Source organism: Saliphagus infecundisoli, assembly GCF_020177375.1.
Taxonomy (GTDB): Archaea; Halobacteriota; Halobacteria; order Halobacteriales; family Natrialbaceae; genus Saliphagus; species Saliphagus infecundisoli.
The window spans coordinates 74,667-100,716 of sequence record NZ_JAIWHV010000009.1; the positions used below are offsets into that span (position 1 = coordinate 74,667).

General features: G+C 65.2%; 24 protein-coding genes. 13 read left to right on the forward strand and 11 right to left on the reverse strand.

Annotated features, from left to right (window positions below; genetic code table 11):
- The first annotated feature begins 105 nt into the window (after positions 1-105).
- Together LCF40_RS12670 and LCF40_RS12675 are read left to right on the forward strand one after the other, a co-directional pair.
- A complete protein-coding gene (locus LCF40_RS12670; RefSeq protein WP_224828708.1) occupies positions 106-2,820 on the forward strand; it encodes a heavy metal translocating P-type ATPase in 2,715 nt (904 codons plus the stop codon).
- Between the two features lie 149 nt (positions 2,821-2,969).
- Positions 2,970-3,422 carry a DUF2267 domain-containing protein gene (locus LCF40_RS12675; protein ID WP_224828735.1) on the forward strand — a complete coding sequence of 151 codons (453 nt, stop codon included), beginning with the start codon at positions 2,970-2,972 and terminating at the stop codon, positions 3,420-3,422.
- Between the two features lie 17 nt (positions 3,423-3,439).
- Here the strand turns inward: LCF40_RS12675 and LCF40_RS12680 are convergent, their stop codons facing one another.
- Both LCF40_RS12680 and LCF40_RS12685 read right to left on the reverse strand, forming a co-directional pair.
- The gene (locus tag LCF40_RS12680; protein ID WP_224828709.1) at positions 3,440-3,880 is read right to left on the reverse strand and encodes a pyridoxamine 5'-phosphate oxidase family protein; all 441 of its coding nucleotides are present in this window, start codon (positions 3,878-3,880) and stop codon (positions 3,440-3,442) included.
- Between the two features lie 142 nt (positions 3,881-4,022).
- On the reverse strand, positions 4,023-4,226 hold the full coding sequence (locus LCF40_RS12685; protein WP_224828710.1) for a dodecin family protein: 204 nt from the start codon (positions 4,224-4,226) through the stop codon (positions 4,023-4,025).
- A gap of 127 nt (positions 4,227-4,353) precedes the next feature.
- Between LCF40_RS12685 and LCF40_RS12690 the strand changes: the two genes are divergently transcribed.
- Positions 4,354-5,250 (forward strand): ABC transporter ATP-binding protein, encoded by an 897-nt coding sequence (locus LCF40_RS12690; protein ID WP_224828711.1) that lies wholly within the window; start codon positions 4,354-4,356, stop codon positions 5,248-5,250.
- Positions 5,251-5,265: 15 nt separating this feature from the next.
- On the opposite strand, the gene LCF40_RS12695 is transcribed toward LCF40_RS12690, so the two are convergent.
- The gene (locus LCF40_RS12695) at positions 5,266-6,375 is read right to left on the reverse strand and encodes a COG1361 S-layer family protein (RefSeq protein WP_224828712.1); all 1,110 of its coding nucleotides are present in this window, start codon (positions 6,373-6,375) and stop codon (positions 5,266-5,268) included.
- 189 nt (positions 6,376-6,564) lie between these two features.
- Between LCF40_RS12695 and LCF40_RS12700 the strand changes: the two genes are divergently transcribed.
- The 4 genes from LCF40_RS12700 (at position 6,565) to LCF40_RS12715 (ending at position 10,432) form a co-directional block, all read left to right on the forward strand.
- The gene (locus tag LCF40_RS12700; protein ID WP_224828713.1) at positions 6,565-7,365 is read left to right on the forward strand and encodes an ABC transporter permease; all 801 of its coding nucleotides are present in this window, start codon (positions 6,565-6,567) and stop codon (positions 7,363-7,365) included.
- 86 nt (positions 7,366-7,451) lie between these two features.
- Complete coding sequence (locus LCF40_RS12705) at positions 7,452-8,513, forward strand: ABC transporter ATP-binding protein (protein WP_224828736.1); 1,062 nt, start codon at positions 7,452-7,454, stop codon at positions 8,511-8,513.
- Positions 8,510-9,463, forward strand: coding sequence for a carbohydrate ABC transporter permease (locus LCF40_RS12710; RefSeq protein ID WP_224828714.1), 954 nt, complete (start codon positions 8,510-8,512; stop codon positions 9,461-9,463). Before LCF40_RS12705 ends, LCF40_RS12710 begins: the two co-directional genes overlap by 4 nt.
- Before the next feature lie 3 nt (positions 9,464-9,466).
- Positions 9,467-10,432 carry a carbohydrate ABC transporter permease gene (locus LCF40_RS12715; protein ID WP_224828715.1) on the forward strand — a complete coding sequence of 322 codons (966 nt, stop codon included), beginning with the start codon at positions 9,467-9,469 and terminating at the stop codon, positions 10,430-10,432.
- Between the two features lie 137 nt (positions 10,433-10,569).
- Here the strand turns inward: LCF40_RS12715 and LCF40_RS12720 are convergent, their stop codons facing one another.
- Positions 10,570-10,860, reverse strand: coding sequence for a hypothetical protein (locus tag LCF40_RS12720; RefSeq protein WP_224828716.1), 291 nt, complete (start codon positions 10,858-10,860; stop codon positions 10,570-10,572).
- Position 10,861: 1 nt separating this feature from the next.
- Positions 10,862-12,112, reverse strand: a complete 1,251-nt coding sequence (locus LCF40_RS12725) for an ABC transporter substrate-binding protein (RefSeq protein WP_224828717.1) — start codon at positions 12,110-12,112, stop codon at positions 10,862-10,864.
- Positions 12,113-12,534: 422 nt separating this feature from the next.
- On the opposite strand from LCF40_RS12725, the gene LCF40_RS12730 reads away from it, so the two are divergent.
- On the forward strand, positions 12,535-12,984 hold the full coding sequence (locus LCF40_RS12730; RefSeq protein ID WP_224828718.1) for a universal stress protein: 450 nt from the start codon (positions 12,535-12,537) through the stop codon (positions 12,982-12,984).
- Positions 12,985-13,199: 215 nt separating this feature from the next.
- On the opposite strand, the gene LCF40_RS12735 is transcribed toward LCF40_RS12730, so the two are convergent.
- Together LCF40_RS12735 and LCF40_RS12740 are read right to left on the reverse strand one after the other, a co-directional pair.
- A complete protein-coding gene (locus LCF40_RS12735; RefSeq protein WP_224828719.1) occupies positions 13,200-14,090 on the reverse strand; it encodes a universal stress protein in 891 nt (296 codons plus the stop codon).
- 741 nt (positions 14,091-14,831) lie between these two features.
- Positions 14,832-15,179: a DUF7964 domain-containing protein gene (locus LCF40_RS12740; protein WP_224828720.1), complete on the reverse strand. Its 348-nt coding sequence runs from the start codon at positions 15,177-15,179 to the stop codon at positions 14,832-14,834.
- 108 nt (positions 15,180-15,287) lie between these two features.
- Here LCF40_RS12740 and LCF40_RS12745 point away from each other — a divergent pair, with 108 nt between their 5' ends.
- Positions 15,288-17,048 carry a transposase gene (locus LCF40_RS12745; protein WP_224828721.1) on the forward strand — a complete coding sequence of 587 codons (1,761 nt, stop codon included), beginning with the start codon at positions 15,288-15,290 and terminating at the stop codon, positions 17,046-17,048.
- 372 nt (positions 17,049-17,420) lie between these two features.
- On the opposite strand, the gene LCF40_RS12750 is transcribed toward LCF40_RS12745, so the two are convergent.
- The 4 genes from LCF40_RS12750 to LCF40_RS12765 all read right to left on the reverse strand — a co-directional run bounded on the left by LCF40_RS12750 (position 17,421) and on the right by LCF40_RS12765 (position 20,974).
- The gene (locus tag LCF40_RS12750; RefSeq protein ID WP_224828722.1) at positions 17,421-17,606 is read right to left on the reverse strand and encodes a hypothetical protein; all 186 of its coding nucleotides are present in this window, start codon (positions 17,604-17,606) and stop codon (positions 17,421-17,423) included.
- Between the two features lie 163 nt (positions 17,607-17,769).
- Entirely contained in the window at positions 17,770-19,302 is a 1,533-nt protein-coding gene (locus LCF40_RS12755; RefSeq protein ID WP_224828723.1) for a sulfatase family protein, read from the reverse strand.
- Positions 19,299-19,502, reverse strand: a complete 204-nt coding sequence (locus LCF40_RS12760; RefSeq protein ID WP_224828724.1) for a DUF1450 domain-containing protein — start codon at positions 19,500-19,502, stop codon at positions 19,299-19,301. Before LCF40_RS12760 ends, LCF40_RS12755 begins: the two co-directional genes overlap by 4 nt.
- Before the next feature lie 47 nt (positions 19,503-19,549).
- Entirely contained in the window at positions 19,550-20,974 is a 1,425-nt protein-coding gene (locus LCF40_RS12765; protein ID WP_224828725.1) for an O-antigen ligase family protein, read from the reverse strand.
- Positions 20,975-21,092: 118 nt separating this feature from the next.
- Between LCF40_RS12765 and LCF40_RS12770 the strand changes: the two genes are divergently transcribed.
- The 4 genes from LCF40_RS12770 to LCF40_RS12785 all read left to right on the forward strand — a co-directional run bounded on the left by LCF40_RS12770 (position 21,093) and on the right by LCF40_RS12785 (position 25,623).
- Complete coding sequence (locus LCF40_RS12770) at positions 21,093-21,917, forward strand: undecaprenyl-diphosphate phosphatase (protein WP_224828726.1); 825 nt, start codon at positions 21,093-21,095, stop codon at positions 21,915-21,917.
- A 158-nt stretch (positions 21,918-22,075) separates the two neighbouring features.
- Positions 22,076-23,557, forward strand: coding sequence for a sugar transferase (locus LCF40_RS12775; protein ID WP_224828727.1), 1,482 nt, complete (start codon positions 22,076-22,078; stop codon positions 23,555-23,557).
- The gene (locus tag LCF40_RS12780; protein WP_224828728.1) at positions 23,554-24,513 is read left to right on the forward strand and encodes an NAD-dependent epimerase/dehydratase family protein; all 960 of its coding nucleotides are present in this window, start codon (positions 23,554-23,556) and stop codon (positions 24,511-24,513) included. Before LCF40_RS12775 ends, LCF40_RS12780 begins: the two co-directional genes overlap by 4 nt.
- Entirely contained in the window at positions 24,514-25,623 is a 1,110-nt protein-coding gene (locus LCF40_RS12785; protein ID WP_224828729.1) for a glycosyltransferase family 4 protein, read from the forward strand.
- Positions 25,624-26,050: the final 427 nt, after the last annotated feature.

Here is a 26,050-nt window from a genome sequence, read left to right on the forward strand (position 1 = left end):
GATCGAAGCGGTGGCGGATCACTTGGATTTCTAAAGAACGGGCTCCGGGTTGCTTTCGATCGCGACCGGAAAGCCAGGTAAACGTCCGTCCCGTAGGGACTCCCAATGAGTCATCGAACGACCCGCCTCGAGATCCGGGGGATGAGCTGTGCGAACTGCTCGCAGACGGTGACCGAGGCCGTCGAAGCTCTTGATGGGGTTTCGGCGGCGGACGTCAATTACGCCACCGATGAGGGTAGCGTCGAGTACGACCCCGAGGCGGCGTCGCTCGGGGAGATCTACGACGCGATCGACGACGCCGGCTACGGCGCCGCGAGCGCCACCGCGTCGATCGGAATCACCGACATGACGTGTGCGAACTGCGCCGACACCAACGAGGAGGCCCTCGAGTCGGTCCCCGGGGTCATCGACGCCGAGGTGAACTATGCGACCGACGAGGCCCAGGTCGCGTACAACCCCGCCGACGTCTCGCGGTCGGCACTCTACGAGGCGATCGAGGACGCGGGCTACACGCCCGTCCGCGACGACGGTGACGGCGCCGAGGGCGGCAAGGAGTCCGACCGGGAGCGCCGGGACGCGGCCCGCCAGGCGGAGATCGACAAACAGCGCCGGCTGACGTTATTTGGGGCGGCGCTGTCGGCGCCCTTTATCCTCTTTCTTGTCGACCGATTCCTGCTCGGCGGGACCGTCTTCCCCGAGACCGTCTTCGGGATCGAGTTCGAGTGGGTCGGCTTCCTGCTCGCGACGCCCGTCCAGGCCGTCCTCGGCCGACCGTTCTACGTCAACTCCTACAAAGCTCTCGTCAGGAACCGTCGGGCGAACATGGACGTGCTCATCGCGCTCGGCTCCTCGACGGCGTACCTATACAGCGTCGCCGTCCTGCTCGGGGCGGTCGCCGGCGAGACGTACTTCGACACCGCGGCGCTGATCCTCGTGTTCATCACCCTCGGGAACTACCTCGAGGCCCGCTCGAAGGGCCGGGCCGGCGACGCGCTCCGAAAACTCCTCGAGATGGAAGCGGAAACGGCCACCGTCGTCTCCGAGGACGGCACCGAGCGGGAGGTGCCCGTCGAGGAAGTTGCGGTCGGTGACCGGATGAAGGTCCGACCCGGTGAGAAGGTCCCGACCGACGGCGTCGTCGTCGACGGCCGGTCGGCGGTCGACGAGTCGATGGTGACCGGCGAGTCCGTCCCCGTCGAGAAGGAGGAGGGCGACGAGGTGATCGGCTCGACGATCAACGAGAACGGCGTCCTTGTCGTCGAGGCGACGAATGTCGGCGCCGACACGGCCCTCCAAGGGATCGTCCGGACGGTCAAGGAGGCCCAGTCGCGCCAGCCCGAGATCCAGAACCTCGCCGACCGGATTTCGGCGTACTTCGTCCCCGCGGTGATCGCCAACGCCATCTTCTGGGGGGTCGTCTGGTTTCTGTTCCCCGAGGCGCTGGCCGGCTTCGTCGACCGGCTCCCGCTTTGGGGCCAGGTTGCCGGCGGGCCCTCGGTGGCCGGCGGGAGCATCTCGGTGTTCGAGTTCGCGATCGTCGTCTTCGCCTCGGCGGTGCTGATCGCCTGCCCCTGCGCGCTCGGGCTCGCGACGCCCGCGGCGACGATGGTCGGGACCGCGATCGGCGCGCAAAACGGCGTCCTGTTCAAGGGCGGCGACGTCTTGGAGCGCGCCAAGGACGTCGACACGGTCGTCTTCGACAAGACCGGGACGCTCACCGAGGGCGAGATGGAACTGACCGACGTGGTCGCCCTCGGCGGATCGGGGGCTCCACACGCCGACGGCGGCGAGACGGCTTCCGATGGTGGCGTGGTGGCCTCCGACGCCTCCCGGGATCAGCTCTCCAAGGACGACGTGCTTCGCCTCGCGGCGACGGCCGAGCGCAACAGCGAACATCCCCTCGCACGGGCGATCGTCGAGGGAGCCCGCGAACGCGGGCTCGAGATCGGCGAGCCCGAGGACTTCGAGAACGTCCCCGGCCAGGGCGTTCGGGCCACCGTCGGCGGCTGGGATCCGCGTAGCGGCTCCGGAGGGGCGAGCGGTGAGCGCAGCGAGCCGAGAGCCGTCGAGGTGCTCGTCGGCAACCGGAAACTGCTCCGGGACGGCGGCATCGACCCTGCACCCGCCGCCGAGACGATGGAGCGTCTCGAGTCCGAGGGGAAGACCGCGATGCTCGTCGGCCGGGTTCCCGAGGGCGACGGCGAGGGCGACGGCGAGGGCGAGCTCGTCGGGGTCGTCGCCGACGCCGACACCCTCAAGGAGAGCGCGGGCGAGGCGGTCGCCGCCCTCGCCGAGCGGGGCCTCGACGTGATGATGATCACCGGCGACAACGAACGGACCGCCCACGCGGTCGCCGACCGGGTCGGCATCGACCCCGCGAACGTTCGCGCAGAGGTCCTTCCCGAAGACAAGTCCGACGCGGTCGAGGCGATCCAGGCCGAGGGCCGCCAGGCGATGATGGTCGGCGACGGCGTCAACGACGCGCCCGCTCTCGCCGTGGCCCACGTCGGGACCGCGATCGGTAGCGGGACGGACGTCGCCATCGAGGCGGCCGACGTGACGCTGATGCGCGACGACCCGGTCGACGTCCTGCGGGCGATCCGGATCTCCGAGGCGACCCTCCGGAAGATCAAGCAGAACCTCGTCTGGGCGCTCGGCTACAACACGACGCTCATCCCGCTTGCCTCCCTCGGGCTGCTCCAGCCCGTCCTCGCCGCCGCGGCGATGGCGTTCTCGAGCGTCTCCGTGCTCTCGAACAGCCTGCTGTTCCGCCGGTACGTGCCCGATCACGACTACGAGCTTCTCGGGTTCTTGCGTTGACTGGGCGGTCGGTTCCCCTGCTGGTCTTTCGCGGCCGTACCCCGTTGGACGTGATGGGTCCTGACGGACGACCACCGGTGACTGAGTGTCCGGCGAGCCGATGGACGCTGCAGGGGTTGATGGTGCCGGGCGTCGAACTCGTCCGTGCGATGAACTTCGACGAGTTCACTGGCCAGGTACAGCACCGCCTCGAGTTACAGGACACGGGCCGTGCGGTTCGGGCAATACGGGCAACGCTCATGACTCTCGGCGAACGGATCCCAGAGGGAAACGCCGAGGACTTCGCCGCCAACCTCCCCATCGAGATCAAGTGGTACATGACCGGCGCAGTCGCCGAACACGGCCAGCGCTTCGACTGGCGGGAGTTCGTCTCACGGGTCGGCGAGATCGAGGGCGAGGGCGTCGATGGAGCCGAGGCCGCGTTCCATGCGCGAGTGATCATCGATCTGATCGAGGGGCTGGTCCCGCCCTCGGACTTCCAGCAGTTGCGCGACCAGCTTCCCGAGGGCCGCGAGGACGAGAACTGGGGAAAACTGTTCGAGATGGTCGACGGCGGCGGCTGGACCGAACCCGGTGACTCGCAGGTCGAAGGCGGTTCCTGACCCGCTTCCGACAGCCGCTACTGCGAGGGAACCTCCGTTCGTCCCGTCAGCGTCTCGGGCTCGAGGAGGAAGTATCGGAAGGTTACCTCCGTCCGGGGGCGGTCGAAGATCTCGACGATCGGGATCTCGATCGCCCACATCCCCTGGATCGCGGTGGACTCGTAGGGGGAGTCGGAGATCTCCTCTAGCTGGCCGGTCGCGACGACGCTTTGCCAGCCACCGTCGGTTTCGTCGTGGACGACGAACGAGACCTGGCGGGGAACCAACTCCGCTTTCCGGCTCTCCTGTGGGATCGAGAGCTGGAAGTACAACGCCTCGATATCCGCGTTGTAGCCATAAGAAACGGGGATCGTGACCGGCGGTTCGTCCGACTCGGTGGCAAACGAGATGACTCCCGTTCCGCCCCGGCCGAGGAACTCCGATATCTCCTCCTTGTTCATCCGGTTCCAGTTGGACATACGGGCCGAGACGATCGCCGTGGGGAAAGAACCCCGTTACGACGAGTCCGACTGTCCTCTCGGCGTGGATTTCGGGACCGGTGTGGTCCCGGTGCGAGTCCACTCGGCGGTCCCGGTAGGGCCCCCACTGCAGGGCGCTCCCTCAGTGGTCGACCGGGAACGCGATCTCGGTCGTCGCCTTGTACTCGACGATCTCGCCGTCCTCGACATTGGCGGTCCATCGCTCGACGTTGAGCCCGGAGATGTCGTCGATCGTCTGGCTCGCCTCGGCGAACGCCTCCTGGGCCGCTTCTTCCCACGACTCTTCTGACGTTCCCATCACGCGGATGACTTTGACTGCTGGCATGGCAGGGCTCGTACCACCCTCCCGCCCATAACCCTTGTTCAGGGCGCGGTGGCAGTCCCCACGACCGAACGGATTCACGCAGGGGATCCCGACCATCGTTAAGATAGCTCCCGTGGACGGCCCGCATATGGCCGGCCCGCCCCCGATCGAGACCGCGGCGCTGACGAAGTACTACGGGGACGTCCGCGGTGTCGAGGACCTCACGCTCGCGATCGAGCGCGGCGAGATCTTCGGCTTTCTCGGCCCGAACGGCGCCGGAAAGTCGACGCTGATCCGAATCCTCCTCGGGTTCCTCCGGCCGACCGGCGGGGACGCATATCTACTCGGCCGGGACGTGACCGACAGGGGGGAGCTCCGGGAGGCAAAGCGACGGGTCGGTTACCTGCCCAGCGACGTCACGTTCTACGAGCGGGCCACGGGTCGGGAGGTCCTCGCGTACTTCGGTCGCCTGCGCGGCGACGACCGCCGCGAGGAACTCCTCGAGCGGTTCCCGGTCCCGATCGATCGCCCCGTCGACGCCTACTCCAGCGGGAACAGACAGAAACTCGCCATCGTAGCGGCGTTCATGCACGACCCCGACCTCGCGATCATGGACGAGCCGACCGCGGGCCTGGACCCGCTCGTCCAGAACGAGTTCTACGAGTTCCTCGAGGCCCGCCGGGGGCGCGGGAAGACGAGCTTCTTCTCCTCGCACGTCTTGAGCGAGGTCCGCCGGGTCTGCGATCGCGTCGGGATCATCAGGGACGGCGAGTTGATCGCGCTCGACGCCATCTCGGACGTCCTCGCCGAGAGCGGGACGGTCGTCACTGTCTCGCTGGCCGAATCCCCGCCGCCGTCGGCCCTCGAGACGCCCGGGACGACGAGCGTCGAGCGCACGCCGGAGGGCTACCACCTCGTGTTCTCCCGGGAGTTCGACGCCCTGATCGATCGGCTCGACGAGTATACCGTCCTCGACCTGGAGGTCCGCGAGGCCTCCCTCGAGGACGTGTTCATGCACTTCTACGAGGGCGGGGAACCCGCGTGACGAGCGAACGACCGGTCACCGCCTGCGCCACCACCAGACCGCCGCGAGCGCGAGGACGGCTCCGACGGCGACGAACGGTGCGAGGGACTCGGCCCCGCCGTCCTCTTCCTCGACGATCCGCACTGCGACGGGGGTCGGCTCGGCGGTGATCCGGTCGCCAGATTCCGTGGTGTACGTAAGCGAGACCGAGGCGCTCCCGGTCGTCTCGACCGCATCCTCGTCGGTCTCGATCGGGAAGCGCGCCGACCCGGACTCGCCCGGCTCGAGGGTGCCGACGGCGGCTGCCGCGGGCCCGCTCGACACCGGCGGCGCGGTCTCGATCGTCGCGACGACGTCCGTCGCCGTCTCCTCGCCGTCGTTCCGGACGGTGACCTCGTAGGTCGCACTGGCGTCGACGGGGACGCTGTCGTTGGTCGTCGCGAGTTCGAACTCGAGTCCCTCGCGGACTTCGACGCTCAAGGGACGGGGGCCGCCTGCGACGGCGGTCGCGTCGCCGTCACCCATTTCGTACTGGAGGGTCGCGAGGACGGGATACGACCCCGGCTCGACGTCCGCGGCGCCGATGTCGACCCCCACGGCGGTCGTCTCGCCGGCCGAAAGGTTCCCTACGTAGCGCGTTCGCGTTGCCAGGGGCTCGGCGGGCGAGCCGAAGAACACCGACGGATCCATCGACCGAAGTTCGACGACGATGTCGGTTACCTCGTCGTCGTCGGTGTTTCGCACCTCGAGGGTTGCCGTCGCGACCCCGTCGGCGGGGATGGTGTGGTTGTCGGCCAGCGAGACGGTCAGGTTCTCATCGGGGCCGAACGCCGGAATCGGTGATCCGTCCTCTCTCCTCTCCCCCGGAATAGGGGCCCTTTCTTCGGGCTCGAGCGGAACGACCGGTTCGGTCGGACCCGACGGATCCGTTTGCTCGCCCGGATCCACCTGATCATCGTCCTCGGTGCCGTCCGCGGTCGTCCCGTTGTCCGCTTCGGCGGTGCCCTCGCTTTCGTTCTCGGACGGATCGGGCGGTTCCTCGGGGTCGTCCTGGCGGGCGTCAGCGGGTCCCGCGGGGGCGAGTTCGGAACCGGCGGCGCCGGCGATCGTTCCGACGGCGAGGACGAGCACCAGGACGGCGATCACTCCCCTCCTCGAGGGGGGCGGTCGGTCCCCCCGAGGCGCTCCGCTGGGCCACATCCTCGCCGAGGAGGAAGGGATAGAGGATAAACGACGCCGACCGTTTCGCCCTGTAGACCTCGGTTACCGGGCGCCGGGGCCTCCGACACCCACGCCCTATAAGCAACGGGTCCGCGTCGGGACCACGGGGATCGAATGCTCGAGATCACCTCCTTCGAGACCGGCCGGCGGGTCCGCGGAACCGCGCTCCTCTCGGCGGCGTTGCTCGCCCTGATCGCGCTCACGGTCGGGCTGTTCCCGTCGATTCAGGAGGCCGGGGTCGACTTCGACGCCTACCTCGAGTCGCTCCCGCCGGAGGCGACGCGGGCGTTCGTCGGGAACGTGACGACGATCACGACGATCGAGGGCTACCTCGTCTCACAGCTCTACCAGTTCGGGTGGGTGCTGTTGCTCGCCATCTACGCCGCCTACGCCGCCGCCTCGGTCGTCGCAGGAGAGGTCGAACGCGGAACCGCCGAAATGACGCTGTCGCTTCCGGTCACGCGGGCCCGCTTCGTCGTCGGGAAGTTCCTCTCGCTGGTTCCGGTCGTCGTCGTCGTCAACGCCGTCACGTTCCTCGGGGTGTACGTCGGCGTCTCGCTTGTCGGGGAGTCGGTCGACGCGACCGACCTGTTCGCCGTCCACGCCTTCGGGGTGGTCTACCTCCTCGCGTGTGCAGCCGTGGGGCTGTGTGCGTCGGTCACGACCGGGTCGGTCCGCCGGGCACAGACGATCGGCGCGGGAACGGTCTTCGGTGCTTTCCTGCTCGACACCTTTACCTTCGACACGGAGTACGACTGGCTCGGTGACGCCGCCCCCTCGCGGTATTTCGATCCCGGCGCGATCCTCGCCAACGGCGAGATCGCGTGGGGCGACCTCTCGGTACTCATCGCCGCCACCGTCGTCCTCGTCGTACTCGCCGGCGAGTACTTCGAGCGGCGCGATCTCGCAGACTGAACGCGAAATCTATCAGTGACGATGGCTGTGCAACCGGGATTAATGGGCCAGTCCGTCATACGGTACCGGGGATGACCGCGATCTCGATGGAGGGCGTGAGCAAGTACTTCGACGCCGGGAACACCGTCGCGAACTACCGGCTCGATCTCGAGGTCGCAGACGGGGAGTTCGTGGTGTTGCTCGGTCCCTCGGGCTGTGGCAAGACGACCGCGCTCCGGCTGATCGCGGGCCTCGAACGGCCCTCGGAGGGGGCGATCTACTTCGACGGCGAGCGCGTCGACGACCGCTCGCCGAGCGACCGGAACGTCGCGATGGTCTTCCAGAACTACGCGCTGTACCCGCACATGACCGTCGCGGGCAACATCGAGTACCCGCTCAAGGTGCGGGGTATCCCGCCCGACGATCGCGACGACCGACTCGAGGAGGTCACCCGCCTGCTCCACATCGAGGACCAGGTCGGGAAGTCCCCGGCGGAGCTTTCGGGCGGACAGCGCCAGCGGGTGGCTCTCGCACGCGCGATCGTTCGCCAGCCCTCCGTATTCTTGCTCGACGAACCGCTGTCGAATCTCGACGCCAAACTCCGCCAGGAGATGCGAAGCGAACTCAAGCGCCTCCAGAACGAGCTCGCGATCACGACGGTCTACGTGACCCACAACCAGGAGGAGGCGATGGCGATGGCCGACACCGTCGTCGTCATGAACCGGGGGACGATCCGCCAGATCGCGCCGCCCGGAGAGCTCTACGACCGTCCGCGGACGGGCTGGGTCGCGCGCTTCATCGGCTCGCCGCCGATGAACCTGATGGACGGCACCCGGCGGAACGGCTCGGTCGATCTGGCCGAGGCCGGCACCGTCCGATTCCCGGGAGCGCCCGGAAACGGGGACGGAACCGTCTCGCTCGGCGTCCGCCCGGAGGATCTCTCGGTGTCGGCCGAGCCGCCGCCGGCCGGAAACGCGATCGAGGGCGTCGTCGACACCGTCGAACCGATGGGCGAGTACGTCCTCGTCAATGTCACGGTAGGAGGTCGGGTCGTGAGCGCGAAGGTGGCCGACACTGACCTCGAACGCGAGGATCGGGTCTTCCTCACCTTCGAGGACGACGACGCCTACCTCTACGACGAGAACGGCGAGCTGATCGCCCCCACATGAGCCTCCGAGATCATATCGGCGACTACCGGCCCGCCCCCGAGGAAGCACGGGGTATCGACCGCGAGAAGGCCGTCGTGTTGGCGATGTTTCTGGTGCCGGGACTGACGCTGTTCGCGATCTTCTCGGTCGGCCCGATCGCGTATTCGGCGGTCGGGAGCGTCTTCTCCTGGGAGGGGTTCACGATCGGGCAGTTCACAGGACTCGACAACTGGATACGGACGTTCCGAGACCCGCTGTTTATCAACTGGACGAACATTACCGAGATGCAGTTTCCGATGGGCGCGCTCGCCCAGAACCTGCTGTGGGTGGTGATCCACGTACCGGTGAGCACGTTGTTGGGCCTCGGGTTGGCGCTTCTTTTCGCCGACCTGACGGGCCGGCGGATCCTCCGATCGATGGTGTTTCTGGGTTTTACGGTCCCGACGATCGTCATCGGGCTCGTCCTCCTGTTCGTCTACGACCCGCAGGCCGGCGTGTTCAACGCCGTGCTCCGGGCGGTCGGCGCCGAGGGACTCGTCCGCAACTGGACTCAGGCCCCCCAGCTCGCCATCTTTGCACTCATCGCCGGCGGGATCTGGGTCCAGACCGGGTTCAGCATGCTGCTGTACAGCTCGGCGCTGTCGGCAATCGACCCCTCCCTGATCGAGTCCGCCAAGGTCGACGGCGCCGGTCCCTATCGTCGGTTTCGGGACATCATCTGGCCGCTCGTCAGACCCGTGACCGCCGTCGTCGTCATCATGGGGATCATCTGGGTGATGCGCGTCTTCGACATCGTCTACGCCGCCGGGGGCTCTGCCGGCGGGCCGGGCCACGTCTACTCCGTCCTGGGAATCGAGGTCTACCGGGCCGCCTTCGAGGCGCCGATCGACTACGGGAAGGCGATGGTGGTCGCGCTCGTCCAACTGCTGATCGTCGCCCCGCTCGCGCTCTACATCGCGCGGATGAACTGAGCCATGACGAGAGACACTCGTACTTCGACCGAGACCGCGCCCGAACAACGGACCGACGCCGGCCGCTACCTCCCGGCCGACGCGATCCCCGAAACCGCCCCGAGCCGGGAGACGGAGTGGCGGACCCGGCTCACTGAAGCCGTGCCGACGCTGCCCAGGCTGCTCAAGTACGTCCTGGCGATCGGGGTCGCGCTCCTCTGGATCGTCCCCTTTCTCGGGCTGTTCATGGCGTCCGTTCGGCCCCTGAGCGAGATCCTCCAGGGCTGGTGGAACGTAGAGAGGATGACCTTTACTCTCGAGAACTACCGGCAGGCGTGGTCGTACAGCACGGCGCCGATGGGGCGGGCGCTGCTCAACACGTTCGTCGTCACGGTTCCCTCGGTGCTGGTCGTCCTGTTGCTCGGCGCGATGGCTGCCTACCCGTTCGCGCGCTTCGAGTTCCCGTTGAAGACGGCGCTGTTCTTCCTGATCTTGCTGGTGATGGCCGCTCCTCCGGAGCTGGTCGCGATGGGCAACTACAACACGCTCCGCAATATCGGCCTCTTCGACAGCTACATGGGCCTCGTCCTGGTCCACGTCGGTTGGGGATTGGGCTGGGTCGTCCTCTTCTTGCGAAACTACCTGTTGGGAATCCCCGAGGAACTAGAGGAGGCCGCTCGGATCGACGGCGCCTCGCGCTACCAGATCTTCCGGACGATCATCCTCCCGCTGTCGGCGCCCGCGCTCGTCTCCGTCGCCGTCATCCAGTTTACGTGGGTTTGGAACGCCTTTTTCTTCCCGCTCGTCTTCATGCGCTCGCCCGACCTCTACCTCGCTCCACAGGTCCTGCCGTTGATGAGAGGGCGTCTCCAGGTCCAGTGGGGACTCGTCGCGGCCGGCTCCGTGATGACGCTCGCGGTGCCCGTAATTCTGTTCATGCTCCTCGAGCGCTACTACAAACGCGGGATGGTCGCCGCTGTCACAGACTGACCTCGAGTTCACGCTCCGGGAGGCGGATGCGTTGGTGTTTCCAGCCACCACTGAGACACGCCCGACGGACCGACTGTCCATACCGACGGTTCACCCGCTGTAGAGAACATGCCGGTCACACCCTCACTGGAAGCCGATCACAGCGGCAGCAGGTTCCACTCGGTCGCGACGACCGCGAAAACGATCGCCCCGACGTTCGCGACGAAGAAGGGCCGCGAGGCGTGCCACGCGAAGTAGAGAAACGAGGCAAGCGGGAGGGCCGCGATCGCCGCCGGCCAGAACCCCCGGAGCGCGAGCGTCGCGAGAAAGGCGATCGTAAAGAGATAGAGGAGATCAACGGCGACGGTGCTCGCGTTGCGCCGCCGGAGTTCCTGGCCGACGACGACGAGCGAACCGACGACGCCCGAGTCGTCCGGGGGCCGGGCCACGCTACCCGCCGCCGTCGACGGTCTCGGTCAACGACTGGTCGAGCGTCTCGAGGATCCCGCCGATCTCCTGGTCGGGATCGGCCCAGAGGCCTGTGAGCTGGGCCCAGAACGACGACTGGAACGGATCACCCAGCGTATCGTCGAGGTCGGGCACGAGCTCGATCTCGCCGGACAGCGTCGCGAGCTCGCGCATGATCTCGAGTTCGTAGGCGTCCTCCGGCACCTCGGTGTTCGAGGCGATGAAGCCGCCGCGTTCGGCCCAGACCTGCTGGCCCTCCGCCGAGACGAAGGTTTCGACGGCCGTCGTCGCCGCCTCGACGTTCGAGGAGTACGACGGGACGGTAAACCAGTTCTCGGCGGCGACCATCGACTCGGCGCCGGGGACCATGAACACATCCAGATCCTCGGGGTCCTGGATCGCCTCGAACCCCGGTGTCCACGACCCCATGAAGTACAGCGGCGTCTCGTTCGCCCAGAAGTACTCGTACTGGACCCCGAAGTCTCGAACCGCACTGAAGTAGCCTTCCTGGAGCAACGACTGGATCTCCTCGAAGGCGGTCACGACGCGGTCGTCGGTCATCGACGTCTCGCCCGCGATGAGCTCCTGCTGGAGCGTGGCGCCGTCCTCCTGGCGGAGGATGAACCCCTCGGTCACGTCGCTCAACGGCCAGCCGTCGCCGTTGCCGGAGGCCAGCGGTGCCTCGACGCCCTCGATCCCGTTGATCTCCTCGAGGAGGTCCAGGAACGCGTCGTAGTCGTCGGGTTCCTCCAGCCCGTGTTCCTCGAAAAAGGAGGGTCGGTACCAGAAGCCCGGTTTCAGGTCCATCTTGAACGGGGCGGCGTACACAGCCCCGTCGGCGGTCACCTGCTCTCCGTCGGGCGCGAAGTTCTCGGGGTTCCACGTATCCCCGAGTTCGGCGAGGTGGCCCGCCGCCGCGTCGGACTGGACCCGCGCGGGCGAGGGCATCACGACGATGTCCGCGGGCGCGACACCGCCCTCGTAGTCAATGAGCGTCCCGGTCAGGATCGCCTCCGTCGTCCGTGGCTGGTAGACGATGTCGAGGCCGGTCTCCTCGCTGACGTAGTCGACGACCGCGAGGAAGTCCTCCTCCTCGCCGCCGGTCCAGACGCCGGTGACCGTCAGCGCCTCCTGGGCGCTCGCGGTCCCCGTTACCCCGATTCCTGCTACCCCGGCCGCGCCGAGTCCCCGGAGCACGCTCCGCCGGTCGAGTCCGCTGTCTGTCTCTCGCATGCAGGCGTCCGACACCGAACGGGACCTTAATGGTTTTTCCCACCGGCCGTGTACTATCCGTCCTCGAGACTTCCATGGCCCGGCGGACGACCACCTCCCCCGCATCCGGCCGTCGGTTTCCGTTCTCGACCGTCTCGGGGGCGCCGGCATCGAGCTATTAGTTGCTCATTACGCCCATAGGGCAGTCACGAATATCGTTACGGAACGGCGGACTGCCGCTACTGAACCGGTGGGTCCGAGGAGAAACGAACGATTGACGCACCGAAACGATGGCCGGAGTCGGCGTCTCCGACCCGTGGGGAGCCGTGGGACGGGCCGTCGGGCGACGCCGGGGTCTCGTCGATATCCGTCTCGTTCCGATCGGTCTCGCTGTGGGGGGTTCGACCCGGCGATACTATACGACTGGTCGTCGACGAACGCGCATGGCGTCTCGCATACTGGTCGCCCTCGACGAATCACCACAGGCCGAGGCCGCGTTGCGACACGCGCTGTCGACGTATCCCGACGCGGAGATCCACGTCCTCCACGTGACTGACCCCCGGGAGTGGACCGGCGGCGGAGTCGACGGCGGCTACTACTCCGAGGAGCTGTACGACCAGATCCAGGAGTCGGCCGAGCGCCTCCTCGAGCGGGCCGAGTCGATCGCCGCGGAGTACGACGTGGCGGTAACGACGGCCTCGACGGACGGGCGGACGTCCTCGGCCATCGTCCGCTACGCGGAGGACCACGACGTCGACCACGTCGTCGTCGGGAGCCACGGACGGCGCGGGCTGGCGCGGTTCCTCCTCGGGAGCGTCGCGGAACGGGTCGCCCGGCGCTCCCCGGGCTCCGTGACGATCATCCGCGAACCGGATTCGAAGGACGAGACGTAGTCGGTCGGCCGTTCGGCCCGGCGGTCGCGTCCTCCGGCACTTGGACGCCCGCGATCGGAGAGCGGACGCATCGGTCGATAGCCCCCAGACACTGCTCGGGAGCCTGGTATCGCGGCCGCCGGCGGCTCGAGGAGAAGATCGGGCCCGAAGCCCACTCGGGGGGGTTTCGGCGGGGTTTCCCGACTCTCGACGACCGCCGGGTCCGGCGCTTTCACTCACGAGGGGCGATCGACGATCAGTACGGGAACGTCGACCGTTCGCAGGACGGACGAGGTCACGCTGCCGAGCAACTGGCGTTCGAGGTTCGACCGCCCCCGCGATCCCATGACGATCAGGTCGATCGCGTTGTCGGCGACGTACTCGCCGATCCCGGCCGACGCACCCTGGAAGGACGACGACCGGGTGACCGCGGTCGTCACCTCCGTCGCCGGCGCCCGCTCGGCGATCCCGGTCGCGATCTCCTCGACGGCTGCCTCGCCTTCGGCCTCGAGACGTTCGATGAACGCCTCGTCTAAGCCACCGGCGTTGAACGGGCCGCCCGTCGACTGGAGCGCGACGACGTTCAGGACGTGGATCGCCGACCCGAACCGCCGTGCGATCTCGACCCCGTGGGGCGTGGCGGCGGCCGCGTTCTCGCTTCCGTCGGTCGGCACGACCACGCTCGAGTACCCGATCTCTGCTCCCGAGTCCTCCCGTGGGACGACGAGCACCGGAATCTCGCTTCGGTGGAGGATTCCCTCGGTTACGCCGCCGAGGAGTCGCTTTCCGAGGCCCGTCGCCCCCTGTCTGCCGACGACGATCAGGTCCGCGTTCGTTTCTGCGGCGTGGTCGGCGATCGCCCGTTGGGGGACCCCGGTGGCCGTCGTCGCGGTCGTCGACTGGCCGCGCTCCGTCGCCAGTGCCTCGATCTCGGCGAGGATCGCGTCGCTCCGTTCCTCGAGATCTTCCCCCTCCGCGTTCGTTCTCACGAACCGACGCGACCGCCGGTCGACGACGTGGATGACGTCGACCGTCGCGTCGAAGCCGCCCGCGACCTCGAGGCCGTGTGTCGCCGCGCGTTTGGCTTCCTCGCTTCCGTCGACGGCGATCAGGACCCGATCGTACATGGCTCGGTGTTCGAGTCGGATCGCCTTCATCCTTCCCTCGGTCGAATGACCGAAATCGGCTCGGACCGACGGCAACGCGGTCAGGGTTTTGCAGAATAACCTGACTAATCATATACTAAAATTGATGATGTGAATGAAGATATGTATGACGCCCGAAATCCGATATTGCTTCGCTCGTGGGGCCACGATCAGTGAGCGTCCGGTCCTGGGCGGAATCGATGACAGAGGGATTGGGGGTTCCGATCTCGATGCTCCGATAGTCCCGATAAGGTCGTCACACGCCCGATAAGTGTGGCTTCGACAGCCGAAGAGTCCCCTCGAACCCTGATGTCGACGGGGATGGACCCCGCGAGCGGACACGATTTTCGGCCGCTGCTCTCTGGGCATTGATCCGATCCGAAACCGGACACTCGACGCACCATCTAATGACTTCAAACAGTAGGATCTATGAAAATAAATCTCCCAGACATGTCCTCTTGGGGTAGATGGCTGTAGCGTTACGGGTTTGGCTTTTTCATCCGGTATCCGGAGCCGGCTGGCAGGTCCCTGTGATGGGTCTTCCCGGAACCGTTTCCCGTAATCGACACCGGGGGGAACGGAATAAACCTGTGAACGCTATATCGAACGCGGGACGTTTCGCCCACAGGTTCGGGATGTGGATTTCTACAAACCACCGGTCTATTGATATGATTCTCACTATCGTCCTAGGAGAAGCTGAGAGAACTGGTTGTGAGGAGTTGCTTATTCTTCGTCTTCAGATGCGACAGCGTTCATAGCATCCATTCCTTGCCTAATTGGATGCTCATCATAGAGATCCTCGCTTCGCAGATAGCCATCGGCGAGGATATTATCGTCCATCTCACTCTTGTAGATCACTCTCCAGCCGTGACCTGCTTCGTAGGTCACGGCTGTCACCCAGTCGTAGCCAATGAACATCGCAGTATCCATTATCTCCTCGTGTTCTGAGCCGAATTTTATGTCCTGAGGCATTATTGACTGGATACGCTCATGCCGTTCGAGTGCGTCTCTCTCAGAATTTTTGAGGGGGCGGTCTGGGAGTGATTCAGCGAGAGAACCTTCTTCAACCATACTTAGAGTAACACGGAGCGCGCAAAAATAATCGTTCGGTGTGAGTTCCAAGGTGGGACGCTAATGGGGCGTCCCTTCATCACCTTCATTACACCGGAATGACTCCCAATGAAATCTGATATCACGCCCGCCGTTGACGACGATGCCCCCGCCTTGGCGGGGGCGATCGTCCTCCACGCCGGGAAAGTCTGTGAAACAGCTGATCACCTCTGGCGTGTTCTCGGAGACGTCTCGATTCCCATCGATGGACTGACCGACACCCGCCAACAGCACAAGGTCACGTTCGGAACTGAGTCGATGGCTCGGGTCTACATCTACCGGACGATCTACGACCTCGCCCAAAGCGAGGTCGCAGATCGCCTTGAGAATCGTCCAGCACTGTTGAAGCAGTTAGGATTGAACGAGGTGCCGACTCAGCAGAACCTCTCATACGCCTGGAACCAATTTAGCACTCAGACGAAGACCACGTTAGAAGCCGCTGCGAAGGGAATAGCGCTTGAAGCCCGCGATCATGGCGTTATCTCCGACGCGCTGGTTCCAATCGACCTGGACGAAGACGAAGAAGAAGCTGACAACGATGAAGCCGATTCAACAGTGTCTCGCGCACATGTGCGCGAGCACGGCAGCAAAGTCGTCGAACTCGCTCGCCGACACGGCTTCGCCGAGTTCGACTCTGAGAGGGCTGAAAACAGGGTTTACGAGGACGAACAGATCCTCGATCTGTTCGCCAACGCGTGTCTCACACAAGGCAGTGCTCACTCGGAAGGAGAAGCTGGCTGGTTCCTCGAGGAGAACGAGATTTGTGATGACTCAACGTTTCTCCGAGTCATCAAGCAGTTCGCAACGCCGACCGACGAGGAAGTGACGGGCACCGTTCAGGAGTTGCAGATCGAGGATATCGTCGCGTTCACCGAACTGTACCGGGAGGCTGTAATGACGTCGTTCGATGCAGCGACCGAAAACATCCTCCAGACGATTCGTCACGAGGATCCGTTCGACGACCGCCACGTCGTGGCGGCCGTCGATTTCACACACGTTCCCTACCACGTCTGGCCGTGGATCGACAAGGACGAGAAAATCCCGAAAGCAGAGTATCCTCCCATGGTGAGCGGGTACAAAGATGACGGCGAAATCAAGTACGGATATACGTTCGCGACGATCACGATCGTCGGGAACGACGTCCCGATCATCCTGGGTATCGAGCCGGTCAAGGAACGCTCTGGGTGGGAACCGGAAGATGCTCCGGCTGATTCGAAGGCGGACATAGTTGACGTACTGCTGGACAGAGCCCAGCAGTACGTCAATCTCGACGAAGTGCTCCTGGACCGGGGATTCTACAGCAACGAAGTGTACGCGACGATCCACGACCGTGGGCTTGTGTACATGACGCCAGTGCCGAAGTATGAAGAAGACTACGAGTCGATCGGGAAAATCAAGAGCAAAGAAGGAGTTGACGCCGCTGTCAAGCATGATGTTCCGTTCGCCATCGATGGCGAACTCCACCACACAGCGGAGTTCCTGTACGTTCCAGCGACTGACGAGGTGGCTGAAGGGGCCTATGCGGTGTTCGTGACCAATCGTGATCACGTCGCTCTCGACGAGATCAAGCACGTTGCCAACAGCTACAGCCGGCGCTGGGACATTGAGAACCAGTACAAGTCAGTGAAGGCGTTTCTGCCCAAGACGTCCTCGAAGGACTACCGTGTTCGGTTGTTCAGCTTCACGTTCGCAGCATTGTTGTATAATCTCTGGCGACTCACCGATTATTTGGTGAAGCTCGGGACAGACCGTAAGATTAGGTCGCCGCCGGTCGTGACCGCCAGGACGTTCGTCCGGGCGGTCGGTCAATCACTCCGACAAGGTGGCTGAGATGAGAGCGTCCATCGTCGCTCGCCTGCGGCAAGCCGCAGGACTCGCGTTCTTCCTCTAAAACCAGGTGTTGTGCGGCACTCAGCACATCTTGCTCTCCGACTCACAGACTGCCGCATAGATCCGACAGAATTCGCCTCAGATTTCATCTGATTCTACCACGATTCGTTTGTAGACGCTTTACATCCCAGAGACGTGTTTCGCCCGAACTACGTCGAGAACCGGGAAGTCTCCCTCGAGAACGTCGAACCGATTGCTTGGGCCGGAGAACGTACGAAGTGAAATCGTCGGGTCGGCGTCTCCACGGAATCCGTCGCTCGCGGCTCTTGTGGTGCCTCTGTCTCCCCCGTTCTTACCCGGCCGCTCGAACGGTCAACAGGGCGGTTCGACCGGCCCGATCTCCTCTAGGGAGTCCGCGTAGCCGATCGTGGCGTTCTCGATCCAGAGGTCCGTGTGGAGACGGGTCTCGAGGACCGTCTTCCAGGCACCCTCCGTCCCGTCGTGTGGCAGCGCTCTGATCCGACGAGCGGTATGGCCGTCACCGTCTCCCTCTCCCACTGACCACCGCATCAGAACGCGCGGCCCGTCGCTGGCCGGCGTCTCAACCATTCCGCCCCGCGGTCGTCGAGCGTTGCCCCATACACGCCTTCGGTGACCCGGCGGCTATACTCCGTCGCATGTGTGTGCCGGGTTACACCCCCGAGGTTCGGTTCCGGTCGGGTCAGGGCTCGAGCCCGAGGCGGTCGAACTGGCCCTCGGGTGCGTCGAGGTCCGCCAGGGCGTCGACGAGCAGTTCGCGCATTCGGTCTTCCTCCCCGCTCTCGCCGGCGAGGTTCGTCTCCTGGCGAGGGTCGGCCTCGGTGTCGTAGAGCCGGTCGTCGTCGTGCTGGGCGTACGACCGGCCGGGGAACTTCCAGACCGGCGACTCCGTGTAGGGGAGGAAGGTACCGCTCTCGGCGTCGGTCTTCGGTTCGGTAGGGGTAAACCAGGAGTTGGGGTTCATCATCGTCGTCGAGTAGCAGTCGGTCGGCTCCTCGGGGTCACACGGGCGCATGTAGGTGTAGCGGCCGTCGGTGACGTTGACCGAACTCCCCCAGTAGCCGTACAGTGCCCACTCGCGGTGATCGTTCTCCGCGTCCGCCAGTACCGGCTCGAGACTCCGGCTGTGAGTCCCTTCGGGGACGGGAACGTCGAGAAAGTCCAGGACGGTCGCATAGAGGTCGACCGCGCTCGTGAGCTGGTCGATCCGGTCGCCCGAGCGCTCCGCGTCGGGGTGGTGGATCATCAGGGGCGTGTTCGCCAGCGCGTCGTAGACGGGCATCTCGTTTTTCGCGATCCAGCCGTGCTCGCCGAGCAGGAAGCCGTGGTCCGCGGTGACGATCACGGCGGTGTCCTCCCAGCCGCCGGTCCCCTCGATGGCCTCGAGGACCTCCCCGAACCAGCGATCGACCATCGTCACCTTCCCGGCGAACTGCGAGCGGACGAACTCGAGTTCCCGATCCGAAAGCTCGCTCTGGCCGGCGTCGATCCGGCCGTAGTAGGGCCAGTTCGGGAGCTCTGGGTCCCGCGGGTCCTCGTCGGTGTACATCGAGGCGTACGGTTCGGGGAGGTGAAACGGCTCGTGGACGTCGAAGCTATCGACGTAACAGAACCACTGGTCCCAGTCGCCCGCGTCCCGGAGCCAGTCGGCGGTCGCCGAGAACACTCGCGGGGCGAAAAAGTCCGCTTCCGCCCGCTCGTCGAGGGCGTCGACATTCCGGGCGTACTGGGCGCGGTTGAGAAAGCCGACGCCGTCGGCGGGATCGGTCGTCGGATCGGTAGTCTGGTTGAGCAGGCGCTCGTCGGGCTCTCTCGGGACCGTTTTCCAGGCGTCGTACTCGTGGCCGCGGACGAACTCGAAGCCGTTGTAGTCCTCGTAGTAGCCGTGGCTGCCGTGCTGGAAGTAGTGGAAGTGGTCGGTGATGAACTGTGTGACCGCGCCCGCGTCCCGCGCGAGGCATGGGAGCGTCTCGTCGAACGGTTCGATGGGGCCCCACGGACGCCAGAGGAACTCCTGGACCCCGGCGGTCCACTCCCGACGCGCGGGCATACAGGGGAGGCTCCCGGCGTAGTGGGTGTCGAAGACGGCCGCGCGTTCGGCGAACCGATCCAGGTTGTCGGTCTCGACCTCGTAGTCGACGACCGTCGGAACCGCGCTGTACGCCGAGAGGAAGTCCCGCCGGAGGCTGTCGATAGAGATCTGGAGGACGTTCATTTCGACCTCTCGTCCGTTCCAGCGGTCCCGGCCTGTCCCTCGAGGCCGTCGCCACGGAGCAGGTCGCCGTCGACGACGCGGAACGGTTCCCGGCGACAGATCCCGCAGTGCTCGAGACAGGGCGCCTCGACGGCGTCCTCGCGGGCACGGAGCCGCTGCCGGGACTCCTCGCCGACGTTGCTCAGGCAGTATTCGATCACGCCCGGCGTGACGGGACGACCGGCCATAAAGCCGGGCCCCTTCCCGATCACTCCCTGAGGAGGAGATAGCCGACGACGAGTGCCGCGAGAACGGAGCCGATCCCCCACTGAAACATGGTGTAGGACTCGAACATCTGGTGGGTGGCCCAGCCGACCGCGAACGCGAGCATCGCGACGTCGACCTCGCGGTAGTCGACCATGCCGGCGACGATGGTGCCGACGACGAGGCCGGCGTAGGCGAGGCCGCCGACGAACCCCGCCTGGATGAACACTCGGAGGTAGGAGTTGTGCGGGGAGAAGGAATCCTCCGTGTGGTAGGCATCGATCACCTCGGCCGTAGAGCCGTTCCCGTAGCCAAAGAGCAGGGGACCGTCACGGATCGCCCCGAGGCTTGCCGACCAGAGCTCGAAGCGGTTGGTCGCCGAGATGTCGATGACGCCGACGTACATCCCCGCGAGCAGGCCGGCGACTCCGAGGACGCTGGCGACGACCGTCACGGGGACGGTGAGCCGGCCGCCGACGGCGTAGACGGCGTAGATCCCGACGGCGACGGCCGCCGCGAGCATCGCCGCGCGTGCGTTCGAGAGGAAGAGACCGAGCCCACAGAGCCCCATCAGGACGGCGGCGACGCTCGCGCCGAGCGGCCGGCGCGCGACGACCGAGCGATGGAACTCGACGAACGCGGCGACGACGCCGGCGAACGTCACCATCCCGAAGGAGTTCGGGTTCGGGAAGGCCGACTGTAGCGTCGTCACGCCGGGATCGAAGCCCGGGATTTGGGGCGTCGGCCCGGAGGAGTACTGGCGGACCTCGAAGATCCACAGCGCGTAGTCGCCGATGACGTACGTGAACAGCCCGAGCAGGACCGTCACCGCCGCCAGCCGGGGGAGAAACCAGAGGAAGACCTCCTCGGGGACGAGCCGGGGGATCACCAACAGGTTGCTCCCCATCACGATCGCGGCCCACAGCGGCCACCGCGACTGCGTGCTCGAGGGAACGAACGCGAGGGAGTTGGCGAGATAGACCCCGGTGAGAACGGCGAAACAGGCGACCGCTCCCCACTGGATGAGGGTGTATCGCCTGGCGTCGGTGACGACCAGCAGGAACGAAAGGGAGAGGACAAAGACGATCGTGACCGCGAACGGACGGTTCGGCCCGAGCCCGAGGCCCGGCGAGGAGCTCTGGTAGAGCACCCCGAGGACGACGAACGTGAAGCCGAGTACCCCGAGAAAGGCCGTTTGGAGCTGTTCGATCTCCTCGTAGGTCCCCGCGGCGAGCCGACAGCCCAGCACCGCGCCGAGCAGGATCGCGGAGGCGGCCAGTTGCCAGGCCAGCACCGATCCCGTCGTGTGTGCGAGAAAGACCAACACCAGGTGGATGCCAAACAGCCCGTAGACGACGCCGTTGACGACGTTGTCGGCACTCCAGTCGTGAACGAAAAGCGTCGCCGGTTCCCGCTCGACGGTACTCACGACTCTACCAATTACGGGTGACCACTAAATATCTGTCCCGATGCGGACGACCCGTTGGAGTCCGGTCCGAACGGTGTATCGTCCCACTTATGCGGTTCCGTCGTCGTTTCCCGAACGAATGTCGTGGCGCGAACTCCTGATCACGGTCCTCGCCGGCGCCCTCCAGGGGCTCCTTGAGTGGTTGCCCGTCTCGAGCCAGGGGAACCTCTCGATCTTCCTCTCGCTGGCCGGCGAGTCGCCCGAGGTCGCGGTGCAGCTCTCCCTGTTCTTGCAGCTGGGAACGACGCTGTCGGCGGCGGTCTACTACCGCGAGGACATCGGGCGGGCGATCGCCGACGCCCCCGGCTGGCGGCCCCGCGAGGCCTTCGAGGGAAACAACGCCGAGACGACGTTCGTCGTCGTCGCGACGGCGATGACCGGGCTCGTCGGGATCCCGATCTACGTCCTGCTGATGGACGTCGCCAGCGAGCTGACCGGCGGGGCGTTCGTCGCCGTCATCGGCGTCTTGCTCGTGATCACCGGCATCCTCCAGCAGACCTCCTCGGCGGTCGGGCTCGGTGACCGGGAGCTGCCGACGCTGCTCGACGCCGTCTTCGTCGGGGCGCTCCAGGGGTTCTCGATCCTGCCCGGAGTGTCCCGGTCGGGGACGACGACCAGCGGCCTGCTCTTCCGGGGGTACGACGGCCCCTCGGCGTTCCGGCTGTCCTTCCTGCTGTCGATTCCCGCCGGGATCGGTGCGGGCGTCCTCACCGCGGTTGACGCCGGGGGGCTTCCGGCGGTCGGGCCGACCGCGGCCGCCGGTGCGCTGGTCGCGAGCGTCGTCGTCGGCTACGCCGCGATCGACGCCTTGCTCCGGATCGTCGAACGGGTCCCGTTCTGGGCGATCTGTTATGGCCTCGGCGGGCTGGCGATCGTCGGCGGCGGGCTCGCGACGCTGGTGTAGGGGACACCTGATACCGCGATCCTCCCGTTCCCGTCTTCCGGTTTCACTCCCGACGTCGGAGGATTTCGGAGTGAATACGTCAACCGCTCTGTCCATTATTCCACGTCGGGATCCGTATTTTCAAAGCGTTTATGGTAGCCGAGGTGTCCTGTTAAGCTATGCTAACCGGGTGGCGATACCGCGTCGTCGGGGCAGGCGGGGTGGTAGCCCTAGTCGCGGCCGCGGTCCTCGTCGCCAACCACCCGGTCTCGCAGTCGGTATTCACGACCTACGTCCCCGTCTTCAACAGACTGGAACCCGAGGTCGTCAGCGGAGGGGCACTCGCCCTCGCGATCGTTCTTTCAATCGGAGTGATCGGCGGCAGCCTCCTGCCCCTGTACAAGCCTCGTCCCCAGCGTATCCTCGATACGGTCTTTCTCACCCACAAGCGCCTCCTCGTCGGCGGGTTCGCTCTTGCGACGCTCGGTTACTACAACTGGACCTACCGGATTCCGCGGGCGACGCTCACGATGGCCGTTGCCCTCCTCTTCGTCGTACTTCCCCTCTGGTTCGTCTGGATCCGCCACGGAACCGGCAGGGAAGACGGTCGGACCCTGATCGTCGGCGACGATATAGAACAGATCCGGCGGATCGCGCCCGACGTCGACGCCTCCGTCATTGGCTATCTCTGCCCGACCGTCGTCAGTAGCGTCCCGAAAGACGACCCGGCGGAAGCCGTCGCCGTCGCCGACGGTGGCGGCACGGTCGGCGACTGGCAGGGGATCGAGCGGGTTGGAAGCCACGGCAGGGAACGGATCGAGACGATCAACCGGCTGGGTGGGCTCTCCCGGCTCGAGGACGTCATCGTCGACTGTAACATCGACACGGTCGTTCTCGCCTTCAGCGAGGCCGATCGTGCGGAGTTCTTCGGCGCGCTCGAGGTGCTCCACGAACACGGCGTCAACGCGAAGGTGCACCGATCGTACGCCGACAGCGTTCTGATCTCGGAGGGCGGTGCCGGCGACCTCGTCAACGTCGACATCGAGCCGTGGGATCCGTTGGATCACGTCTGGAAGCGGGCGTTCGACGTCCTGTTCGCTGTCTCGACTCTCACCATGCTCGTTCCGATGATCGCTGTGATATCGGCCGCGATCAAGCTTGAGGACGGTGGGTCGGTACTGTACCGTCAGGAACGGACCGCCGTGTTCGGCGAGTCGTTCCCCGTCTACAAGTTCCGGAGCATGATCGAGAACGTCGAGGACGAAACCGGCGCGAAGATCAGCGAGGAGGACGCCGGCGACGTAGACCCTCGCGTCACGCGGGTCGGACGGATCCTTCGGCAAACCCATCTGGACGAAATTCCCCAGCTGTGGTCGATCCTCGCCGGCGACATGAGCGTCGTCGGCCCCCGGCCGGAGCGCCCCGAATTCGACACGCGGATCCAGCGTGAAGGGATCGACTGGAGCAAGCGCTGGTTCGTAAAGCCCGGTCTGACCGGCCTCGCTCAGATCAACGACGTGACCGGCCACGAACCCGCAAAGAAACTTCGATACGACCTCGACTACGTCCGCCGTCAGTCGTTCTGGTTCGATATGCAGATCGTTCTCCGGCAAATCTGGAAAGTATTATCCGACCTCGTTCGATACGGTTCCGATGAATGAGTATCGAAGACGATTATGTTCCCGTTTCCGGGAACCGAATCCTCGTAACTGGCGGTGCCGGGTTCATCGGGAGCAACATCGTCGACGCTCTCGTCCCGGACAACGACGTTCGCGTTCTCGACGATCTCTCGGGCGGGTCCCGATCGAACGTTCCTGACGAAGCCACCTTCTTCGAGGGCGATATCAGAAACGACGACGATCTCGAACGGGCGACCGACGGCGTCGACATCGTCTTCCATCAAGCGGCGTTGGTCGACGTCGACGAGTCCATGCGCCGCCCCGAACCGACCCACGACATCAACCTCAACGGGACGGTCAAGGTCCTCGAGCACGCACGCCGGGAATCGGCGCGCGTCGTGTTCGCCTCGAGCGCGGCCGTCTACGGACATCCCGCTTCGGTGCCGATCGCCGAGGACTCGTCCACCGATCCGCTCTCGCCGTACGGACTCTCGAAGCTCGCGGCCGAGCAGTACGTCCGGCTCTATGGCGAGCTGTACGACCTGTCTACCGTCTCCCTTCGCTATTTCAACGTCTACGGTCCGGGACAGCTCGGCGGCGACTACAGCGCCGTCATCAGTACGTTCGTCGAACAGGCGATGAACGGAGCGCCCATCACGGTCGAGGGGGACGGCGCCCAGACCCGCGACTTCGTTCACATCGACGACATCGTTCGAGCGAACGTCTTGGCGGCGGGTTCGGAGGCGTCCGGCGTCTTCAACGTCGGAACCGGCGAGAGCGTTTCGATCCTCGAGCTGGCGGAGATCGTTCGCGACGCTGCCGACTCGGAGTCGGAGATCGTCCACACCGACGCCCGTTCCGGGGATATCGACCGGAGTCGTGCCGACATCTCCGCGCTCGAGTCACAGCTCGGATACGAGCCGACCGTCCCGCTTGCGAACGGCCTCGAACGGGTGGTCGACTCGCGGTCGGAGACGCCCCTCCCGGAGGACCGGTAGATGCGAATCCTGCGGGTCGCACAGAAACTGTATCCCGACGTCAATGGCGGGGGGGCGTATCACGCCCACGCGATGAGCCGCGACCAGGCGGAGATGGGCCACGACGTCACCGTGATAACGGTTCGAAACGATCCGGAGTTACCGGCCAGAGAAGAGCGCGAGGGGTACACCGTGTTGCGATACGATCCGACCGTTTCGGCGCTGGGCAACGATATCAGTCTCGGCGTCGCCAAGTATCTCGCGTCGGTCGCGGAGTTCGACGTGATGCATGCCCACTCGCACCTCTACTTCTCGACGAACCTGGCGGCGCTTCGCCGGCGAGTCGGCGGGCCGCCTCTGGCCATCACGAACCACGGGCTCTACAGTCAGAACGTGTCGAAACCGATATTCGACGTCTATCTCCGGACGGTCGGCCGGTGGACGTTCAATCGGGCCGATGTCGTCTTCTGTTATACCGAAACGGATCGCGAGCGCGTGCGGGACCTCGGCGTGTCGAGTCGGATCTCGGTCGTTCCGAACGGGATCGACACCGAACGGTTCACCTCCGAGGGGCGCGAGCACGGATCGGTTGCGGGTGACGACCCGTCCGTCCTGTTCGTCGGTCGGTTAGTCGAGGGAAAACGGCCGTTAGTCGCCCTCGAGACGTTCGCGGTGGTTCGCGAGGAGTATCCCGACGCGCGGTTGTACGTCTGCGGAGAGGGGCCCAAGCGGGAGGAAATCGAGGCTCGAGCCGCCGATCTGGGTATCGCCGATGCCGTCACCTTTCTGGGACAGGTTCCCTACGAGGATATGCCGGCAGTGTATCGTGGTGTGGACGCGCTGGTGTTGCCGAGTCAAATGGAGGGCGTCCCTCGAACGATCATGGAGGCACTCTCGGCCGGGGTGCAGGTCGTGAGCTCGGATCTTCCCCAGATCCGGTCAGCGTTCGGTGATTCGGTGGCATATGCCTCCGAGGGTGAGGTGGCGGTGTTCGGGGATCAGCTACTCAATACGTTGAACGAGTCGCCAAACCCATCATTGCACGACGAATTCGGTTGGCAGCAGACGGTCGAGGAGACGACGCGGGTACTGGAACGCTTAACTAAGGCCGCTCATCCCGACACATCGTAACGCAGCAGGTTTTCGACCCAGTCGCCAGTGATTTGAGTTCCAGTGCAAGCAAGCCGAGGTGTTTTTGAAAGTGATGTTTTGAGACGCCTCCAAACTTCGCCAATCACTGGCGAAGGAAGCTGTGGCGGTTCTCTCACACGGATCTGTGTGGACAACCCCGATCACGGACGTGCCGGAACGGGTGACGGCCGAAAGGTCGTCCATCCCTCCACCCCCTCGATGTCGTTGTAAACTGTGTAATCGTCGGTACAGAGAATGGCGCTACCGTTGCTGTACTCGGCGATATAATCGCTTACGCCTTGGATTGTATGGGTGAAATTAAGGACGGCTTCGTGATTGCAGTCAAGATCCCAAGCGATCTGAGTGGTCGGTTCAGTCCACATCTCCGTGACGATATAGCATACTTTTCGAGTCCGAAGCGATGCTG

Coding starts and splice junctions, on each gene's coding strand:
- LCF40_RS12670 (WP_224828708.1), top strand. CDS start 106: ATGAGTCATCGAACGACCCGCCTCGAGATCCGGGGGATGAGCTGTGCG.
- LCF40_RS12675 (WP_224828735.1), top strand. CDS start 2,970: ATGAACTTCGACGAGTTCACTGGCCAGGTACAGCACCGCCTCGAGTTA.
- LCF40_RS12680 (WP_224828709.1), bottom strand. CDS start 3,880: ATGTCCAACTGGAACCGGATGAACAAGGAGGAGATATCGGAGTTCCTC.
- LCF40_RS12685 (WP_224828710.1), bottom strand. CDS start 4,226: ATGCCAGCAGTCAAAGTCATCCGCGTGATGGGAACGTCAGAAGAGTCG.
- LCF40_RS12690 (WP_224828711.1), top strand. CDS start 4,354: ATGGCCGGCCCGCCCCCGATCGAGACCGCGGCGCTGACGAAGTACTAC.
- LCF40_RS12700 (WP_224828713.1), top strand. CDS start 6,565: ATGCTCGAGATCACCTCCTTCGAGACCGGCCGGCGGGTCCGCGGAACC.
- LCF40_RS12705 (WP_224828736.1), top strand. CDS start 7,452: ATGGAGGGCGTGAGCAAGTACTTCGACGCCGGGAACACCGTCGCGAAC.
- LCF40_RS12710 (WP_224828714.1), top strand. CDS start 8,510: ATGAGCCTCCGAGATCATATCGGCGACTACCGGCCCGCCCCCGAGGAA.
- LCF40_RS12715 (WP_224828715.1), top strand. CDS start 9,467: ATGACGAGAGACACTCGTACTTCGACCGAGACCGCGCCCGAACAACGG.
- LCF40_RS12725 (WP_224828717.1), bottom strand. CDS start 12,112: ATGCGAGAGACAGACAGCGGACTCGACCGGCGGAGCGTGCTCCGGGGA.
- LCF40_RS12730 (WP_224828718.1), top strand. CDS start 12,535: ATGGCGTCTCGCATACTGGTCGCCCTCGACGAATCACCACAGGCCGAG.
- LCF40_RS12735 (WP_224828719.1), bottom strand. CDS start 14,090: ATGTACGATCGGGTCCTGATCGCCGTCGACGGAAGCGAGGAAGCCAAA.
- LCF40_RS12740 (WP_224828720.1), bottom strand. CDS start 15,179: ATGGTTGAAGAAGGTTCTCTCGCTGAATCACTCCCAGACCGCCCCCTC.
- LCF40_RS12745 (WP_224828721.1), top strand. CDS start 15,288: ATGAAATCTGATATCACGCCCGCCGTTGACGACGATGCCCCCGCCTTG.
- LCF40_RS12755 (WP_224828723.1), bottom strand. CDS start 19,302: ATGAACGTCCTCCAGATCTCTATCGACAGCCTCCGGCGGGACTTCCTC.
- LCF40_RS12770 (WP_224828726.1), top strand. CDS start 21,093: ATGTCGTGGCGCGAACTCCTGATCACGGTCCTCGCCGGCGCCCTCCAG.
- LCF40_RS12775 (WP_224828727.1), top strand. CDS start 22,076: ATGCTAACCGGGTGGCGATACCGCGTCGTCGGGGCAGGCGGGGTGGTA.
- LCF40_RS12780 (WP_224828728.1), top strand. CDS start 23,554: ATGAGTATCGAAGACGATTATGTTCCCGTTTCCGGGAACCGAATCCTC.
- LCF40_RS12785 (WP_224828729.1), top strand. CDS start 24,514: ATGCGAATCCTGCGGGTCGCACAGAAACTGTATCCCGACGTCAATGGC.